Origin of the sequence: Streptomyces boluensis, from assembly GCF_009908195.1 — a bacterium.
GTDB classification, from domain to species: domain Bacteria; phylum Actinomycetota; class Actinomycetes; order Streptomycetales; family Streptomycetaceae; genus Streptomyces; species Streptomyces boluensis.
Genome location: NZ_JAAAHS010000147.1, coordinates 1 through 16,369, shown reverse-complemented (window position 1 = coordinate 16,369; position 16,369 = coordinate 1). Strand labels below are relative to the sequence as shown.

The 16,369-nt window shown below is 71.2% G+C and carries 15 protein-coding genes and 4 pseudogenes; 7 read left to right on the top strand and 12 right to left on the bottom strand.

Annotated elements, in window-relative coordinates:
- Positions 1 to 235 (top strand): annotated as a pseudogene (locus GUY60_RS19345) (hypothetical protein); the annotation flags it as partial.
- A 142-nt stretch (positions 236 to 377) separates the two neighbouring features.
- A complete protein-coding gene (locus tag GUY60_RS19340; protein WP_161699527.1) occupies positions 378 to 1,133 on the top strand; it encodes a DUF6461 domain-containing protein in 756 nt (251 codons plus the stop codon).
- 97 nt (positions 1,134 to 1,230) lie between these two features.
- Here the strand turns inward: GUY60_RS19340 and GUY60_RS19335 are convergent, their stop codons facing one another.
- The 6 genes from GUY60_RS19335 to GUY60_RS19310 form a co-directional block, all read right to left on the bottom strand.
- Entirely contained in the window at positions 1,231 to 2,520 is a 1,290-nt protein-coding gene (locus tag GUY60_RS19335; protein WP_161699526.1) for an MFS transporter, read from the bottom strand.
- Between the two features lie 5 nt (positions 2,521 to 2,525).
- Positions 2,526 to 3,575 carry a PLP-dependent cysteine synthase family protein gene (locus GUY60_RS19330; RefSeq protein WP_246235268.1) on the bottom strand — a complete coding sequence of 350 codons (1,050 nt, stop codon included), beginning with the start codon at positions 3,573 to 3,575 and terminating at the stop codon, positions 2,526 to 2,528.
- 429 nt (positions 3,576 to 4,004) lie between these two features.
- The gene (locus GUY60_RS19325) at positions 4,005 to 4,343 is read right to left on the bottom strand and encodes a hypothetical protein (protein ID WP_161699522.1); all 339 of its coding nucleotides are present in this window, start codon (positions 4,341 to 4,343) and stop codon (positions 4,005 to 4,007) included.
- Between the two features lie 394 nt (positions 4,344 to 4,737).
- The gene (locus tag GUY60_RS19320) at positions 4,738 to 5,490 is read right to left on the bottom strand and encodes a sulfite exporter TauE/SafE family protein (RefSeq protein ID WP_312866351.1); all 753 of its coding nucleotides are present in this window, start codon (positions 5,488 to 5,490) and stop codon (positions 4,738 to 4,740) included.
- 42 nt (positions 5,491 to 5,532) lie between these two features.
- Positions 5,533 to 6,882, bottom strand: coding sequence for an enolase C-terminal domain-like protein (locus GUY60_RS19315; protein ID WP_161699520.1), 1,350 nt, complete (start codon positions 6,880 to 6,882; stop codon positions 5,533 to 5,535).
- Between the two features lie 77 nt (positions 6,883 to 6,959).
- Positions 6,960 to 8,297, bottom strand: a complete 1,338-nt coding sequence (locus tag GUY60_RS19310) for a gluconate:H+ symporter (RefSeq protein ID WP_161699518.1) — start codon at positions 8,295 to 8,297, stop codon at positions 6,960 to 6,962.
- Between the two features lie 129 nt (positions 8,298 to 8,426).
- Here GUY60_RS19310 and GUY60_RS19305 point away from each other — a divergent pair, with 129 nt between their 5' ends.
- Positions 8,427 to 9,251, top strand: a complete 825-nt coding sequence (locus GUY60_RS19305) for an IclR family transcriptional regulator (protein ID WP_161699516.1) — start codon at positions 8,427 to 8,429, stop codon at positions 9,249 to 9,251.
- Between the two features lie 116 nt (positions 9,252 to 9,367).
- Here the strand turns inward: GUY60_RS19305 and GUY60_RS19300 are convergent, their stop codons facing one another.
- Positions 9,368 to 9,922, bottom strand: coding sequence for a CGNR zinc finger domain-containing protein (locus GUY60_RS19300; protein WP_161699514.1), 555 nt, complete (start codon positions 9,920 to 9,922; stop codon positions 9,368 to 9,370).
- Between the two features lie 118 nt (positions 9,923 to 10,040).
- Between GUY60_RS19300 and GUY60_RS39745 the strand changes: the two genes are divergently transcribed.
- Positions 10,041 to 10,904 carry an NAD(P)-dependent oxidoreductase gene (locus GUY60_RS39745; RefSeq protein ID WP_161699512.1) on the top strand — a complete coding sequence of 288 codons (864 nt, stop codon included), beginning with the start codon at positions 10,041 to 10,043 and terminating at the stop codon, positions 10,902 to 10,904.
- A 13-nt stretch (positions 10,905 to 10,917) separates the two neighbouring features.
- On the opposite strand, the gene GUY60_RS19290 is transcribed toward GUY60_RS39745, so the two are convergent.
- Positions 10,918 to 11,406: a hypothetical protein gene (locus GUY60_RS19290; RefSeq protein ID WP_161699510.1), complete on the bottom strand. Its 489-nt coding sequence runs from the start codon at positions 11,404 to 11,406 to the stop codon at positions 10,918 to 10,920.
- A 157-nt stretch (positions 11,407 to 11,563) separates the two neighbouring features.
- Positions 11,564 to 11,641: pseudogene (locus GUY60_RS40080) on the bottom strand (IS200/IS605 family transposase); the annotation flags it as partial.
- Between the two features lie 126 nt (positions 11,642 to 11,767).
- On the opposite strand from GUY60_RS40080, the pseudogene GUY60_RS19285 reads away from it, so the two are divergent.
- Positions 11,768 to 12,983 (top strand): annotated as a pseudogene (locus tag GUY60_RS19285) (RNA-guided endonuclease InsQ/TnpB family protein).
- Here GUY60_RS19285 and GUY60_RS19280 read toward each other — a convergent pair.
- Complete coding sequence (locus GUY60_RS19280; RefSeq protein ID WP_161699508.1) at positions 12,942 to 13,244, bottom strand: hypothetical protein; 303 nt, start codon at positions 13,242 to 13,244, stop codon at positions 12,942 to 12,944. The pseudogene GUY60_RS19285 and the gene GUY60_RS19280 sit on opposite strands and share 42 nt — an antisense overlap.
- Before the next feature lie 199 nt (positions 13,245 to 13,443).
- On the opposite strand from GUY60_RS19280, the gene GUY60_RS19275 reads away from it, so the two are divergent.
- Positions 13,444 to 14,055, top strand: coding sequence for an ankyrin repeat domain-containing protein (locus GUY60_RS19275; RefSeq protein WP_161699506.1), 612 nt, complete (start codon positions 13,444 to 13,446; stop codon positions 14,053 to 14,055).
- Between the two features lie 63 nt (positions 14,056 to 14,118).
- Positions 14,119 to 15,214 (top strand): annotated as a pseudogene (locus GUY60_RS19270) (YncE family protein).
- A 142-nt stretch (positions 15,215 to 15,356) separates the two neighbouring features.
- On the opposite strand, the gene GUY60_RS38275 reads toward GUY60_RS19270, so the two are convergent.
- Complete coding sequence (locus GUY60_RS38275; RefSeq protein WP_187370074.1) at positions 15,357 to 15,923, bottom strand: HAAS signaling domain-containing protein; 567 nt, start codon at positions 15,921 to 15,923, stop codon at positions 15,357 to 15,359.
- A complete protein-coding gene (locus GUY60_RS19260; RefSeq protein WP_161699504.1) occupies positions 15,920 to 16,309 on the bottom strand; it encodes a PadR family transcriptional regulator in 390 nt (129 codons plus the stop codon). The genes GUY60_RS38275 and GUY60_RS19260 overlap by 4 nt, the downstream gene beginning before the upstream one ends.
- Between the last annotated feature and the right edge of the window lie 60 nt (positions 16,310 to 16,369).

Below are 16,369 nucleotides of genomic sequence, written 5' to 3'. Positions count from 1 at the left end.
GCTCGAAGCGGCACGCCGGTACGTGGCCGCTGCCGCCGCGTACGAGCACCCCGGCACGGCCGCGCCCCCTGCCGCCTGGTGGTCGGCGTACACCTCCACCGCACCGTGGGAGGCCGCGCGCGACCTCGACGACTGGGTACGACGGCACGCGGACCCCGCCACGGACCCCGACGTGGACCCCGGCCCGGCACCGGTGTCCGGCGCGCTGATGCGGTATGGGACCGGCGGGGCCTAGCTCACCGGCAACGTGGGGCTTGCCCGTCTCGACGCAGCGGGGGCCGACCAGGCGCCGCTGTCTGCACGCTGTCCTACGTTGAACCTCGACGAAAGAGCAGGCCGACCAAGTTCTGCGGGTTGTGGATCAGTTGGAGGGAAGCGTGCCGGAGAATCCGCTCGGCTGGATCGCTGACGCATACGAGACGCACTGCCTGACGCTCGCTCAGGGGGTGACCGGACGCGAACTGTTGATGCGGCTGGGGTGCGATGCGGGAGGCGTCACGGAACTGGCGGACGAGGGGGAGGCGTCGGCCTTGCAGGAGGCGGCGCTGGCGAGCGGCGAGCGGCGGGGCGAGCAGCAGGGCGAGGAGTGGGGCGCCGTACACGCCGGGGTGGTGGGCGGCTGGGCCTATGCGCTGGAGCCGGGGAGTGCCTGGGCGAGCATCGACGAGCGGCTGGCGCGGGCTTCGCGAGGGGCACGGGTCATCTGCTGTGTGAACACGGGCCCGTTGAGCCATCTCTTCTACTGGGAAGACGGCTCGCTGGTCACCGAGTTCGATGCGATGGCTCCCGAACTCCGGGCGGAGCAGGGCGGTCAGGATCCGGACCGCCTGGTGGTGGAGATGCGGCGGGTGGGGTTCTTCGCGGCGGAGGACGGGACCGTGGACGATGCCGACGAGCGCGAGCTCGGCCTTGCGCTGCTCCATGAAGTGACAGGGGTGGCTCTGTCGGACGACGTGACGCGGGCGGGCCTGGCGGGGCGGATTCCCGCGCTGTACCGGGGACCGGAAGGGCCCGCGCCGGAGGGCGACGAGGACGGGCCTGCGGGCGATGGCCTCGTCAGTGGTGCGGGCCGCCCGCCCGTGGACGGGGCGTCGCTCACCGGCACTTCCTACGGTGGCCTCGCCGGGAAATAGCCCCGCCGCGAGCCAGGCGACGAACGGCTGCCGGGGCTCACGGAGCTACGACACGAGCCTCGTGGCGCTCAGCCTCGACCATGCGGAACAGGTGGACCTAGGGCGCCGCCCCCACCGGCACCGGCTGCGGGCGCGGTGCTGCCAGCCGTCCGGTGCGGTGCAGGCCGTACAGGGATGCCGCGCAGAGTAGGCCGACGGTGGTGAGTACGCACCATGGCAGTGCGGCGAGACCTGCGGCTCGTGCGGTGTCGAGTGCGGCGCCGGTGAGGAGGTTGCCGAGGGTGATGCCGATGCCGCAGATGGTGTTGTAGAGGCCGTAGTGGGTGGCGACGAGGCGGTCTCCGGAGAGGCGGACGATGGTGTCCATCTCGAAGGGGTACGCGATCATCGTGCCGAGTGCGAGCAGCAGTGCGGCGAGGGCGGGTGGTACCGCCGCGAGCAGCCACAGTCCAACTCCCCTGTCCGGTACGGGAATTGCCGACGCGGCGAGCAACGGCAGGAACGCGAGGCCGAGGACAGTAAGGCCGAGCGCGAGGGCCTGGCCCGGCGCCATCCGGGCCTTGCACCAGGCGGTCACCCGGGTCTGCCCGACGATCGTGCTGAGCCCCGACACCGCGAACAGCACGGCCACCGCGGCGGTCCCGAACTGCCCGTCGCCACCGAGGCGCCGTACCTCCAGAGGGAGCGCCAGATAGACCTGGAAGGAGAGGACGTACGAGCCGATCATGGCGCCGGAGAACAGCAGGAACGGCCGGTTGTTGAGGATCGAGCGCCACTGCGCGAGGACGCTCTCGGTGCCTGCCCGTCCCGTGGAATCAGCCGCCCGGCGGGCCGGGAGCGCACGGATCTGCACGATGCTCAAGCCCGCGAAGATCGCCGCCGAGACGAGACAGGTGACCCGGAAGTCCACCCCGGTGAGCACCATGCCGACGAGTGGGCCGAGCAGGATGCCCGCCTGGTAGAAGACGTTGAACAGCGCGAACGCCTCCACCCTGCGGTCCCCGGCGTCCGCCGCCAGGTAGGCCCGCACCGCCGGGTTGAACAGCGCACCGGCGAGCCCGGTCGCGGCCGACGCGGCGATCAGCGCGGGCAGCGAGTCCACCAGGCCGAGCGTGGCGAAGCCGAGGGTGCGCAGGGCGCAGCCGGCGACGATCAGGGGCTTGTAGCCGAGCCGGTCGGCGAGGGTGCCGCCGACCAGGAACATGCCCTGCTGGCTGAAGTTCCGTACGCCGAGGACGAGTCCGACGAGCCAGCCGGCCAGGCCGAGGGTGCCGGAGAGGTGCGCGGCCAGGTACGGCATCAGCATGTAGAAGCCGAGGTTGATGGTGAACTGGTTCACCATCAGGAGCTGGACGGCGCGTTCGTGCGAGCGCACCTGCGTGAGCATGCCCTTCACCGGTCGCCCCCGTCCCGGCCGAGGGTGCGCGGGTCGACGACGGTGGTGCAGCGCGTCCACCGCGTGACCTCCCGCTCGTCCGGATGTTCAAGGAGGTCGGGTTCGGTCGCCGGGGGTGCGTCGAGTAGTCCGTGCGTGGCGCAGTACTCGTCGTCGTACACCGTCCCGAGGTAGCGCTGCGGGCCGTCGGGGAAGACGGCGGCGATCCGGGTGCGCGCGGGGCGGGTCGCGGCGAGCCAGCCGGCGACCAGGGCGACGGCGCCGACGCTCCAGCCGCCGGTCGCGTAGTGCGAGGCGGCCAGGCGGCGGCAGGTCCACACCGCTTCGGCGGGCGCCACCCAGTGCACCTCGTCGAAGTGGTCGTAGGCGACGTTGCGGGGGTGGATGCTCGATCCGAGGCCGCGCATCAGGCGGGGCCTTGCGGGCTGGCCGAAGATCGTGGAGCCGACGGTGTCGACGCCGATCACGTCGAGGCCGGGGTGCAGCCCGCGCAGCACCCGGGAGATACCCGCCGAGTGCCCGCCGGTGCCGACACTGCACACCAGTGCGTCGATATGGCCGAGTTGAGCGGAGAGTTCGAGGGCGAGCGGGGTGTACGCGACGGTGTTGTCCGGGTTGTTGTACTGGTCCGGGCACCACGATCCGGGGTGCTCCAGGAGCAGCCGGGCCACCCGGTCGCGCCGCGCCTGCTGCCAGCCGCCGACGGGGTGCGGCTCGGGCACCACGTCGACGCGGGCGCCGTAGGCCCGCAGCAGCCGGGTCATGGTCGGTTCGAGTCCGGGGTCGGTGACGAGGGTGACCGGGTGCCCATAGGTCATGCCGGCCAGGGCGAGGCCGAGTCCGAGGGTGCCGCTGGTGGACTCGATGATCCGGTCGCCGGGCCGCAACTCGCCCCGGTCGCGGGCCCGTTCGACCATGTGCAGGCCGGGCCGGTCCTTCATGCCGCCGGGGTTGAACCCCTCCAGCTTCGCCCAGAACCCGCGCCCGGCGGGTGCGAGCGGCTCGGAGATCCGCAGCACCGGGGTGTTGCCGACGAGCCCGGACAGGCCGTGCCCCGCGCGGGTGGTGGCGACGACAGGGCTCGGGTACGCGCGGCGCGCGCGGTCGGCGGCGGGGGTGTCGAGCGGAGGGTGCGGCTGCGTGGCTTGAGTGTTCACGGCTGTCACGGCTTCGCTTTCGCTGGGCGGCATTCCGTACGTGCTGTTCCGTGGGGAATGCCGGAGGGGGTGGCAGAAGAGAGCGGCAGAAGAGAGCGGCGCATTCACGCGGCGGAGGCGCGATCGGGCGGCCCTGGTGTTCTGGTCGCGTGTTGGTCGCGTTCGGGTTGTGTGCGCGCAGGGGGATATGGCCGTACGGCGGTGCGAGGGCGTGTGCATATCGCATCGCGAGCTTGCGCGGATGTCGACGGAAAGGTGGCGAAGTGGCGCTTACGCCGAAATGCGCGGGCCCGTTCGAAAAGGTTCGGCCGGTACGGCCTAAAGACGCAGCACGGCCGGATCTCGACCGGCGCGGGCGGCCGTGTCGGCGTGTGTGCAGCGGGAGTTGACCGCGGCGTGCAGCGGGTCCTGCCGGGCCCCGGCGTCGAGCGGCGACAGGTCGGGCGCGGGCAGTTCGGCGCCCTGCTGGGGCTGGCTCGACGCGCAGTCCTGGGCAGAGTGTTCCGCGCTCTCGGGGGCGTGGTGAGCCGGTGCGTCCGCGGTGCTGTCGACGGCCGGTACGGCGAGCGGGGCGGCGGCGCCGCGGGCGATGTGCTCGGCGACGATCTCACCGCTCACACCGTGCGTGTAGAGCACCCCGAGAAGGACGGCGGCCAACCAGAGAACGCGCCAAGGGCCCACCCGGAAAGGGTGTGCCGATGGCGGTGTGGAAGTCGGGTTGGCCGTGACCATGCCGTGATCGTAGCGGCAGCGTGCGGGATTCGCGCAATCAAATCGATTGCACGTTGTACGAATTGTCCGCACGCCTCGGGAATTGGCCGGAACGGCATGGCTGGTTGGCGGCGAGTGTGGTGGTCGGCGCTGGAATTACGGAGAACGGGGAGTGTCCAGGAGTTCCCGGGAATTCGCGTCGACCGGGTCGTCCAGAAGGGGGCACGCACCCTTTTCGCGGGCGCCGTAATAGCCCCTCAGCCCCTCAGCCCCTCAGGCGCCAGGCGCCAGGCGCGCGGGCCCGCGAAGACCGGAGCGACGCCCCTAGGGGACGTCTCCCCTAGTGCCACAGCGAGGCCGCAAGGCCCAACCCGCCCAGTGCGATGCCGATGCGGAGAGGCTTCTCCGGGAGGCGGCGGACGAACACCGGGCCGAGGCGGCTGCCGGCGAGGCAGCCGAGGCCGAGCGCCGCCGCGGCGCCCCAGTGCACCGGGGCGAGGAACGCGTAGGCCACCGCGGCCGTGACATTGGCGGCGCCGGTTGCGATGTTCTTCACCGCGTTGGTCACCGGCAGGGGTTCGTTCGCGGAGAGGGTGAGTACCGCGAGCATCAGCACCCCGGCCGCGGCGCCGAAGTACCCGCCGTACAGGCCGACCAGGAGCACCGTGCCCATCAGTGCGGGGGAGGTGTGGTCGTCGTCGCGGGGCCGTAGCCGGGTGACCAGGCGGCGCAGTGGCTCGCGGGCCAGGATCAGGACCGAACCGAGCGCGATCAGCCAGGGCACCACGGCCTCGAAGGCCGCCGCCGGGGTGGAGAGGAGCAGGGCCGCGCCGAGCGTGCCGCCGACCGCGGCGAGCAGGCTCAGGCGCAGCAGGCGGCGGCCCTGGCCGCGCAGTTCGGTGCGTGAACCAGCCGCTGTACCAACGGTGTTGGTGAACAGCGCCACCGTGTTGGTGACGTTCGCGGCGACCGGTGGCAGCCCGGCGGCGAGCAGTGCCGGATAGCTGAACAGCGAGGCGAGCCCGGCCATCGATCCGGCGAGCCCCGAGGCCACCCCCGCCGCCATGAGCAGCACCGCCTGTCCGGCACTCACCCCCGTACCACCCTTCCTTCTCTTACGTATGCCGGAGTTCGGTCAGCGCACCAGGCAAGGCCGCTTGGCGTCGAACCGCCAGCCTGGCACGAGGAACCGCATCGCCGCGCTGTCGTCCCGCGCGCCGAGGGCCTTCTCCAGGTACAGCTCGTGCGCCGCGGCGAGGCGGTCCGGGTCCAGGGTCACACCGAGGCCGGGGGCGTCCGGCACCGCGATCTCGCCGTCGACGATCCGCGGCGGTGCGGTGGTCAGCCGCTCCAGGCCCTCCTGCCAGATCCAGTGCGTGTCGAGGGCGTTGTACGCGCCGGGGGCCGCCGCGCCGCAGTGGGTGACCATGGCGAGCGAGATGTCGAAGTGGTTGTTGGAGTGGCAACCCCAGGTCAGGCCCATCGCGTTGCAGAGCTGGGCGACCCGGACGGAGCCGCGCATGGTCCAGAAGTGCGGGTCGGCCAGCGGTATGGAGACCGACTGGAGGGCCAGGGCGTGGGTGAGTTGGCGCCAGTCCGTGGCGATCATGTTGGTGGCGGTCGGCAGTCCCGTGGCGCGCCGGAACTCGGCCAGGACCTCACGCCCGGAGTACCCGTCCTCCGCGCCGCACGGGTCCTCCGCGTACGCGAGCACGTCGGTCAGCGGGCGGCAGAGCTCCACGGCCTCGCGCAGCGACCAGGCGCCGTTCGGGTCGAGGGTGATCCTGGCCTCGGGGAAGCGGTCCTTGAGGGCGCGGACGGCGGCGACCTCCTCGGTGCCGGGCAGCACACCGCCCTTCAGCTTGAAGTCCCGGAAGCCGTACCGCTCGTACGCGGCCTCGGCCTGCCGGACGATCGCGGCGGGGGAGAGCGCCTCCTCGTGCCGCACCCGGTGCCACGCGTCGGCGGCCTCGGGCTCACGGACGTACTCCAGGTCGGTGCGGTCCGGGTCGCCGACGTAGAAGAGGTAGCCCAACACCCGTACGGAGGCGCGCTGTTGGCCGTCGCCGAGGAGCGCGGCGACCGGTACGTCGAGGTGCTGGCCGAGCAGGTCGAGCAGGGCCGACTCGACGGCGGTGACGGCGTGCACGGTGGTGCGCAGGTCGAAGGTCTGGGCGCCGCGCCCGCCCGCGTCGCGGTCCTTGAAGCGGTCACCGATCTCCCGCAGGACACGCTGGTAGTCGCCCAACTCGGCGCCGACGACCAGGGATTCGGCGTCCCGCAGCGTCCGCGTGATCTTCTCCCCGCCGGGCACCTCACCGAGTCCGGTACGGCCCTCGGAGTCGGTGAGGACGACGACGTTGCGGGTGAAGTACGGGCCGTGGGCGCCGGACAGGTTCAGCTCCATGCAGTCGCGCCCGGCCACGGGGTACACGGCGAACGCGGTGACGGTCGGCTGGGACGAAGTGCGGGTGGTGCGGCTCATGAGGTCCTTCTGTTGTTCGGTGCGGCGACCGTGATCGGGCGTGAAGTCCCGTACGGAAGAGGGGAGTTGAGGGTGTGTCACACGTTGAGGGCGTCGAGTACGCCCTCCATCGCGAGCACGCCGCCGAGGCCGAGTACCGCGAGGGTCGTGGTGTAGGTCGTACGGGCCTTGATGGCGTCGACGACGGAGAGGTTGAAGTACTCCTTGAACATCCAGAATCCCGGGTCGTTCACATGGGAGAACGCGATGGATCCGCAGGAGACGGCGAGCACCATCATCTCGGGGTGCACTCCGCTGCCCGCGAGCAGCGGAAGCACCACGCCCGACGCGGTGACGACGGCGACCGTCGCGGAGCCGAGGGCGACCCGCAGGATCGCCGCGATCAGCCAGGCGAGGATGATCGGGGAGATGGACCAGCCGCCGGTCGCGTCCTTGATGTACTCGGAGATCCCGCCGTCGACGAGGACCTGCTTGAACGCCCCGCCCGCGCCGATGACAAGCAGGATCATCGCCATCGCGGAGGCCGCGGACCTGCACGAGTCGGCGACCTCGGTGAGGCTGCGGCCGATGCGCGGCCCGAACACCCACATCGCCAGGAGCAGCGTGAGGAGCAGTGCGATGGGCGCGGAGCCGATGAACTCGATGGTGTGCAGGACCGGGCTGTTGCCCGTCCACACCATGTCGGTGACGGCGGCGCCCGCGATCAGGACGACCGGGAACAGCGCCACGAACAGCGACCAGCCCATGCCGGGCATCTCGGAGTCCTCGAAGACCCGCTCGCTGACCAGGCCCTTGGGCAGTTCGGGGTTCATCCGGCGGACGAACGGGAGCCGCGGCCACACCAGGGCGATCAGCGCGCCGGCCGGGACGGCGATGAACAGGCCGTAGAACAGGGTGAGTCCGGCCGAGGCGTCGAAGGTGGCGGCCACCGCCGTGGGGCCGGGGTGCGGCGGCAGGAAGCTGTGCATGGTGGACAGCGCGATGGACATCGGCAGGCCGACCCAGAGCAGGTTGGCGCCGGTGACCCGGACCAGGGTGAACGCCACCGGGACGATGATGACGAACGCCACCTCGTAGAACATCGTCACGCCGATGAGCATGGCCACGACCACCATCGCGACCTGCACCCAGCGCGGCCCGAAGGCCTTCAAGAGCCGGTCGGCGATGCGCTGCGCGGCGCCCGAATCACCCATGACACGGCCGACCATGGCGCCGAGGCCGATGGTCAGCATGGTGTCGCCGATCTGGCCGCCGATGCCCTCGGCGAGCACATCGGGTATCTCGGCCACCGGTATGCCACGGACCAGGGCGACGCCGACCGCCACCAGGAGCAGCGCGGCGAAGCCGTTGAGTTTGAGTCTGGTCATGAGCAGCAACAGGACCAGGACGCTGATGCCGACGACGAGCAGAGGCAACGTCAGTTCTCCTTCGAACCCTAGGTTCCATCCGGATATCCGGATGGCGTCCACGTATGAGAACGGAGGTTAGGTTCGTGAATCCCGGTGGGTCAATGGGTGTGCACGCACCGATTTACGATCGGTGGCATGGCGCAGAGCAGCAGGTCATCCGGGTCGGACAGCGGTGAACGAGGCAGAGGCGCGCGCGGCGTGAAGTCGGCGGCGCGCACCGTCGCGCTGCTCGAACTCCTCGCGGCACGCGGCGAGGAGCCCTCACGCCTCGACGAACTGGCCGCCGCCCTGGACGTGCCGCGCAGCAGCATGTACGAACTCCTGCGCACCCTCGCCGACTGCGGCTGGGTCCGCACCGACAGCACCGGCTCGCTGTACGGCATCGGCATCCGGGCGCTGCTCACCGGCACGAGCTACCTCGACAGCGACCAGCACGTACGCGCCATCCGGCCCTTCCTCGACGAGGCCTCCGACGCCCTCGGCGAGACCGTCCACCTGGCCCGGCTCGACGGCGCCGACGTGGTCTACCTCGCCACCCGCGAGTCGCACGAGTACCCGCGCACCCTCAGCCGGGTCGGCCGCCGGGTCCCGGCGCACGCCTGCGCGCTCGGCAAGGCGCTGCTCGCCGAGCGGCCCGACGCTGAACTCCCGCTGCCCGCCGAGCCGTTCACCGCGTACACCGGACACACCCACACCGGCCGGGCCACGCTCCTCGCGGACCTCGCGGGGGTGCGCGAGCGCGGGTACTCGGTGGAGCGCGAGGAGACCGTCACCGGCATCGCGGGCTTCGGCTTCGCACTGCGCTACGCGAGTCCCGCGGGCGACGCGATCAGCTGCTCGGTGCCACTGGCCCGGCTCACCGACGACCACCAGGAACGCGTCGTCGCCGTCATGCGGGAGACCCGCGCGAAGATCGAGAGCGTGCTGCCGTTCGCGCCGGGCGCGCCCGACTGGCGCTGACGGTGCACGTGGCCAGGGTGCGCCTAGCGCCTGGCGGCTAGGTTGCGCCTCGCGCCTAGCGGTCAGGTTGCACCTAGTGCCCTCGCAGCCAAGTTGCGTCTAGCGGCTCCGCTGGGTCAACTCGCGGTGCTTCGCGACTTCTTGACCTTGTTGCCGCAGGTGTTCATCGAGCACCAGCGGCGGTTGGCCGCGCGGCTGGTGTCGAGGAACAGCCCCGCGCATCCCGGGCCTTCGCAGTTCTTGATGCGGCCGCGGTCGGGGCCCCCGAGGATGCGGATGGCATCCGTGGCCAGGACCCCGAGGGCGTCACTGACAGGGGTCGTCTCCGTCAGGTGCCATCCCGCGCGTCCGTGTTCCAGCGCAGCCTTCGCGTGCCCAGCGGCAGCGGTCGTGTTGAGGGTGCGGACATCCTTGGGTTTCGGCTTTTCACCCGCGGCGATCGCCGACCCGATCCGGTAGATCGCCTCGCGCAGTCCGACGGCGTCTTTCAGGCCGGTCGGCGACACCTCTGTGACGTCGAGCCCCGTGGCCCCCAGCCACATCCTCAGCTGTGCGGGATCGGTCAGCCGCTCCCTCGGCGTCCGGCCGGTGCGATTACTGACGGTGGCGGTGAACCGGAACGCCAGTACCTCGTTGTCCATCCGGAACACACGACGTACGTCCTCGGTCATTCCAGCCTCCGCAAATGAGTAGCAACACGCGCCGAACCGCTTCAGACGGTTCGTTGCGATCGTAACTCCGTGGCATCCTTGAACCACTTCAGACGGTTCAACGGAAGGGGTGTTCAGCGTGAGCAGCATCGCGGTCATCGGTCTGGGAGCCATGGGGAAGCCCATCGCACGCAACCTCTTGAGGGCCGGCCACGACGTCGTGGTGTGGAACCGCTCCGACGGGCCCGCGGACGAACTGGCCGCCGTGGGTGCCCGTCGTGCCGTCTCGGTGGCCGAGGCCATGCAGGCGCCGGTGGTCTTCTCGGTCCTGTCCGACGACCGGGCCGTCGCTGAGACGTTCATCGACTCCGGTGTCCTCGCTCAGACCCCGGCCGGGACTGTTCACGTCAACCTCGCCACGGTGAGTACGGGCCTGGCCGGCCGGGTCGGCGCAGCGCACGCCGAGCATGGTGTCGGATATGTCGCGGCACCGGTCTTCGGCCGTGTTCCGGTCGCCGAAGCCGGGGCGCTCAACGTCCTTGCGGCCGGTGAGGATGCGCTGCTCGACCGCGTGCAGCCGTTCTTCGACGTGATCGGCTCGCGGACCTGGCGACTGGGCGACCGCCCGGAGCAGGCCAACATCGTGAAGATCCTCGGGAACTACCTGATCGCCTGCGCGATCCAGTCGCTGGGCGAGGCCGTCAGCGTCGCGGAGGGCGCCGGTGTCGACTCCGGGCAGTTGGTCGAGCTGCTGACTTCAACACTCTTCCCGGGACCCGTCTACACCGGCTACGGGTCGATGATCGCCGAACGGCGTTACCAGCCGGCCGGATTCAGCACAGTCCTGGGCCGCAAGGACCTCCACCTCGCGCTCGACGCGGCGACCGACCAAGGCATTCCGCTCCCGATCGGTCAACTGCTGCGTGCCGTCTTCGACGAGGCCATCGCCGACGGTCGCGGGGCGGACGACTGGGCGGCCATCGCGGAACAGCAGCCACGGTGACCACCTCCAGCGGCTAACGCCCCGTCGCCGGTGCCGAGCAGCCGTGGGCCTCGGCCGCGCGGGTGGCGAACTCCTTGAGCGCGGCGTGCTCCTGGGCCAGGTCGGGTGCGGGCCGCCGGACGCCCTCCTCGACGGGGCCCGTGGAGACCGGGTTGACCGTGAACAGGGCGAGCCCGTCGGGGCACTTGGCGGTCGTCCAGCCCTGGAGGTCGTCCTTGCCGCGCCGGTGGAACGGCAGCTCGGCGGACGGCTGGTCGTCCGGCTCGCGATCGTCGACGCCGCGGAACTCGGCACGGGCGTACGGGCCGAAGGACGCGGTGAGTTCGGTGCGCGGCTCGCCCTCGGCGGTGGTGAGGAGGCACCGCTCGTGCGGGGCGCCGTCGCGCGCCGTCTCCAGGCCCATGCCCGCCGCGCGGCCCGCCGGCACCCCGGCGCAGGTGCCGTCGGCGGTGCGCAACGGCCCGTACGCGTCCGGGCGTACGGGCAGGGCGAGGCGGCGCACCGGTGTGCCGAGGCGGGCGCCGCAGCCCCGCGCCCGCGACGCCTCAGTGGCCGTCGACGTGGTGATGGCCGCGTACCGGGGGCGGTTGGCGGGGTCGTCGAGCGGGGTGCAGGTCTGCTCTGACCCGCGCTGTGAGCAGGGGGTCGCACTGTTGACCTCAGCTCGCGGGCCGCTTCTGGTCCTCGATGTACTGGCGGACCACGGTCAGCGGGGCGCCGCCGCAGGAACCGGCGAAGCAGGGGCGGGGCCGGGCCGCCGAGTAGGCGACGTGACGGCCGGTGCGGATATCGGGGTTTGGTTCCCAGCCAGGCGAAAATCACCATATGGTCGCCGGAACGGCCTTGGGAGGGGGGTGGGTCGGGTGATGCGTGCGTACAAGTTCCTCATGCGGCCCACCGTGGGCCAGACCGCTGCGTTGGGCGCGATGCTGGCCGATCACTGCTCGCTCTACAACGGGGCGTTGCAGGAACGCCGCGATGCTTACAAGCACGCCTCCAGGACGAGTATCAAGTACGGGCAGCAGTCGGCGCAGCTCAAGGAGATCCGGGCGTTCGACCCGGAGCGGCAAGGGCGTTGGTCGTTCAGCTCCCAGCAGGCGACCTTGCGCCGGCTGGACAAGGCGTTCGCCGCGTTCTTCCGCCGGATCAAGTCCGGTGACACACCGGGGTATCCGCGATTTCGGGGCGTCAACTGGTTCGACACGGTCGACTTCCCCAAGGACGGTGACGGCTGCCGCTGGGACTCGACCCCGCATGACCCGGTCACTCGTGTCCGGTTCCAGGGTGTGGGGCACGTCAAGGTCAACCAGCACCGGCCGGTGGTCGGCAAGGTCAAGACCATCTCGGTCAAGCGTGAGGGTAAGCGCTGGTACGTCGTCCTGACGGCCGAGCAGGCGCAGCCCGAGCCGCTACCCAAGACTGGCAGCGTGGTCGGCATCGACCTGGGCATAGCCAACTTCCTGGCCGACTCGAACGGCGAGTTCGTGCCCAATCCCCGCCATGGCCGGAAGGCTGCCGCGAAGCTCGAAGCCGCACAGTAGGCCCTCGCCCGCTTCCCCCGCACCCGCCGGGACAAGCGAACAGCCAACCACCGCCGGGCCGTCCAGAAAGTTGCCGACCTGCATCGCAAGGTGCGTCGTCAGCGGCTCGATCACGCGCACAAGACCGCCCTTGATCTGGTCCGTACGCACGATTTCATCGCGCATGAGGACCTCAAGATCCGCAACATGGTCAAGGCCCCCGCGCCGAAGCCCGACCCTGAGCTGCCGGGTAGCTTCCTGCCCAACGGGGCCGCCGCGAAGGCCGGGCTCAACAAGTCGATCAGCGATGCTGGTTGGGGGGTGTTCCTGACGATCCTGTACGCCAAGGCTGAGAGTGCCGGACGGGAAGTGATCGCCGTGGACCCCCGCAACACCTCCCGGACCTGCCCTGAATGCGGGCACACCGCGAAGGAGAACCGGCCCGCACAGGAGAATTTCCACTGCGCCTCGTGCGGGTCATACCGCGCACGCGGACACGGTGGGTGCACGCAACGTTCTACGGGCCGGGCTGGTCCGTCGCGAAGCCAACCCGGCATAGCGAGAAGCCCCTTCCTTCAGGAGGGGGAGGAGTCACGGTCGCCGAGACCTGGTGGTATGTGCGGCCCGCCGCGCACTCCGCACGGGCCCACAGGGCGGGTCCGAGGATCTTGGACTCCGGCACCTCCAGGGTCCGCCCGCCCGGAGCCTCGCCCTCGCCGTCGTCCCCGTCACCCCCTGGCGCGCTGTCCTCGATGGCCACGAGCAGCAGCGCCACACCCAGTCCCACAGGCTTGCGCAGCCGCGCCGGAATCCGGCCCACGGAGCCCCCTCCCCCCACCGTCGGCAACGATGCGTTCATGTCAGGTCGCGCGCGTCGGGCACGGAACCTATCAGCCGCATCGACCGATCGGACGACCCGGCCGTCGGCCGTCAGGCCTGCTCCCGGCAGCCGGTACGGCGACGGAGTCCGCGCGCGCGGCCGCCAGGATGGAGGGGGACAGAGCACCGAGGAGCGTCGGATGACCAGTACGAGAACGACCGAGCACGACCGCGCACTGCTGGCAGCCGCCACCCGGGGCGACACCGAGGGCGCCCGCGCGGCGCTCGCCGCCGGAGCGCGCGTCGAGGCCCGCGACGCCGAGGGCCGCACCGCCCTGCTGCTCGCCGCGAGCGCCGACCATGTGGACACGGCCCGCGCCCTGGTGGCCGCGGGCGCCGACCCCGACGCGCAGGACGCCCGCGACGACAGCCCCTGGCTGGTCACCGGCGTCACCGGCAGCGTCGACATGATGCGCGTCCTGCTCCCGGCGAACCCCGACCTCACCCTGCGCAACCGGTACGGCGGCATCGCGCTGATCCCCGCCGCCGAACGCGGCCAGGTCGACTACGTACGGGCCCTCCTGCGCGCCACCGACATCGACGTCGACCACGTCAACTACCTCGGCTGGACCGCCCTGTTGGAGGCGGTCATCCTCGGCGACGGCGGCCGGGCGCACCAGGAGATCGTGGAGCTCCTCGTCACCGCGGGCGCCACACCAGGACTCGCCGACGGCGACGGGGTCACCGCCCTGGAACACGCCGAGCGGCGCGGATTCGACCGTATCGCCGGTCTGTTGCGGGCCGTCCGATGAGCCTCGTACCGCGCCGACAGGTGCGCCGCACGACCCTGGTCCTCGCGGCCGCGACCGTCGCCCTTGCTCGCCGGGTGCACCAGCACGCAGGCCGCGGGGCCCGGCGAGGGTGACGAACCCGCACGGGTGGCCCCCGGCTCGGAGCCCGACGGCCGTACGCCCGAAGGCACCCTGCTCGTCGTCGACTTCGGCTCCGACACCGTCACGTTCGTCGACCCCGACAAGGGCCCGATCGACAGGGTCGAGGTCGGCGAGGCCCCGTACGGCCTGGTCGTCGGCGAGGACGGCCGGGCCTGGGTCGCCACCGCCGAGGGAGTCGCCGTCGTCGACACGAAGACCCGTGAGCGGCAGGACCTCATCCCGTACGAGACCGATTCAGGCCCGGTGGCCACCGGCGAGTACCGGGGCGGCGGCATGGGCATCGCCCTGGCACCCGACGGCGAGCAGGTCTATGTGGGCGTCAACGTGCCTGGCGGGAACGGGGTGTTGGAGACGATCGCCACCGGCAGCCGCGAGGTGACCGACACGACTCCGGTGGGCCGCAGGCCCTTCGACGTGGATGTGTCCCGTGACGGCCGCGAGGTGTACGCGACCAACCACGACTCCTTCGACGTCACCGTGGTCCGCGCCGACGGCGAGGGGAAGCCGCGCCGGTTCGAGGTGGCGCCCTACGGCACCGAGGGCGGCCTCGGCTCCTGGCTGAAGCCGCACTACGCGGTCGTACGGCCATCCGACGGGAAGCTCCTCTTCCCCTTCGAGGGCGAGAAGCTCGTGGTGCTCGACCCGAGGACCGGCGACAGCCGGATCGAGCGGATGACGGCCGACACCCTCCCCCAGCCTTCGGCTGGGGGGTGCCCCCAGGCACGGCGCCACGATCACCGAGGACGGCACTCTCTTCGCCGTCGGCACCGGGCCCATCAGCCCGTCCGACGAGGACCCCTCGCTCACCATCCGCACCGCGGACGGCAAGGAGCGGGTGATCCCGCTCGACGGACCGCACGAGGATGTCGCGGTGTCTCCGGACGGCCGCACGGCGTACGTCTCCGGCGGCTTCACCCGCTCCGGGTACTGGCACGGCATCACGATCGTCGACGTGGAGAGCGGTGGGACCAGCCGACTCACCGCGGGGGAACGGCCGTTGGGCATCGCGGTGCTGTGACGGCGAGGCCCGGAAACGGGAACGCGGCGGCCCGTGGACACTCGACCGAGCGCCCACGGGCCGCCGTATGTCATGCGGGTGCGTGATTCCGTACGTCGTGCCGTACCGCATCACGTACCGCGTGCTGCTGTCCCGTGTGCCGTCAGGGGCGGCGGCGGGTGAACCACAGCCAGCCCGCGGCGATCAGCGGCAGCGCGAGCTGCACGGCCGTGACCGTGTCCACGACCGAGGGGTTGGGCGGGTCGATGAAGTACACGGCGATGTTGATGCCGATGGTGGTGACGTAGGCGACGAAGGTGGCGATCACCTTGTCCCGGATCTTCCAGCAGGTCGCCATCCAGAGCAGGACGATCCCGGCCACGCGGCCGATGGTGCCGAGCGGCAGCCACATGAGGCCGAGCGGCAGCGCGGTCGCGGTCAGCGCCACCGGGAGCCAGGCCGGGATCTTCTGCCGGAAGCCCGGCTTCTTCGTCACGCCGGACCCGGCACCGGGCCCCGCCTCGGCGAGCGCCGTGGCCGCGATGGAGCGCGGGTCGCCCAGCTCGCGCAGCACCTCGGGGAGCGCGTCGGGGCGTTCGGCGAGCGCGACCTGGATGTGCTCCGCGAGATCCGCGACGAGCTCCTGGCGGCGCTCCGGCGGAAGTGCCGACGCCTCTCGCTCGACGGCCGCGAGGTAGGCGTCGATCTCGGTGTTCTCTGCGGCCTTCACTGTGCCCCTCCAGATGACTGTGTCCGCCCTTGTGGCGGCACGAGAAAGTGATCCACTGCGTCCCGGAATCCCGGCCAGATCCGCGCGAACTCGGCGAGCGCGGCACGTCCCGCGTCGGTCAGCTCGTAGTAGCGCCGGGGCGGGCCCGACGGCGACTCGCGCCAGTTGGTCTCGACGAGTTCGTCCCTGCGCAGCCGGGAGAGCAGCGGATAGACCGTGCCCTGGCTGGTCGCCAAGGCCCCGGAATCCTCCAGCTCACGCAACAACTCGACGCCGTACCGGGGGCCTTCCCGCATGAGCGCGAGTACGCAGTACTCGAGTACGCCCTTACGGAGCTGGCTCTCGGCTTTCCCGGCGGAGCGGTTGCTCGCCTTGCCTGGTTCCATGCAATGCACAGTACCTTGCGTCGCGAGGGTTGAGCCAGGGGGTGTAGCGGGGAATACCGG

Coding starts and splice junctions, on each gene's coding strand:
- GUY60_RS19275 (WP_161699506.1), top strand. CDS start 13,444: ATGACCAGTACGAGAACGACCGAGCACGACCGCGCACTGCTGGCAGCC.
- GUY60_RS19315 (WP_161699520.1), bottom strand. CDS start 6,882: ATGAGCCGCACCACCCGCACTTCGTCCCAGCCGACCGTCACCGCGTTC.
- GUY60_RS19305 (WP_161699516.1), top strand. CDS start 8,427: ATGGCGCAGAGCAGCAGGTCATCCGGGTCGGACAGCGGTGAACGAGGC.
- GUY60_RS19300 (WP_161699514.1), bottom strand. CDS start 9,922: ATGACCGAGGACGTACGTCGTGTGTTCCGGATGGACAACGAGGTACTG.
- GUY60_RS19260 (WP_161699504.1), bottom strand. CDS start 16,309: ATGGAACCAGGCAAGGCGAGCAACCGCTCCGCCGGGAAAGCCGAGAGC.
- GUY60_RS19335 (WP_161699526.1), bottom strand. CDS start 2,520: ATGCTCACGCAGGTGCGCTCGCACGAACGCGCCGTCCAGCTCCTGATG.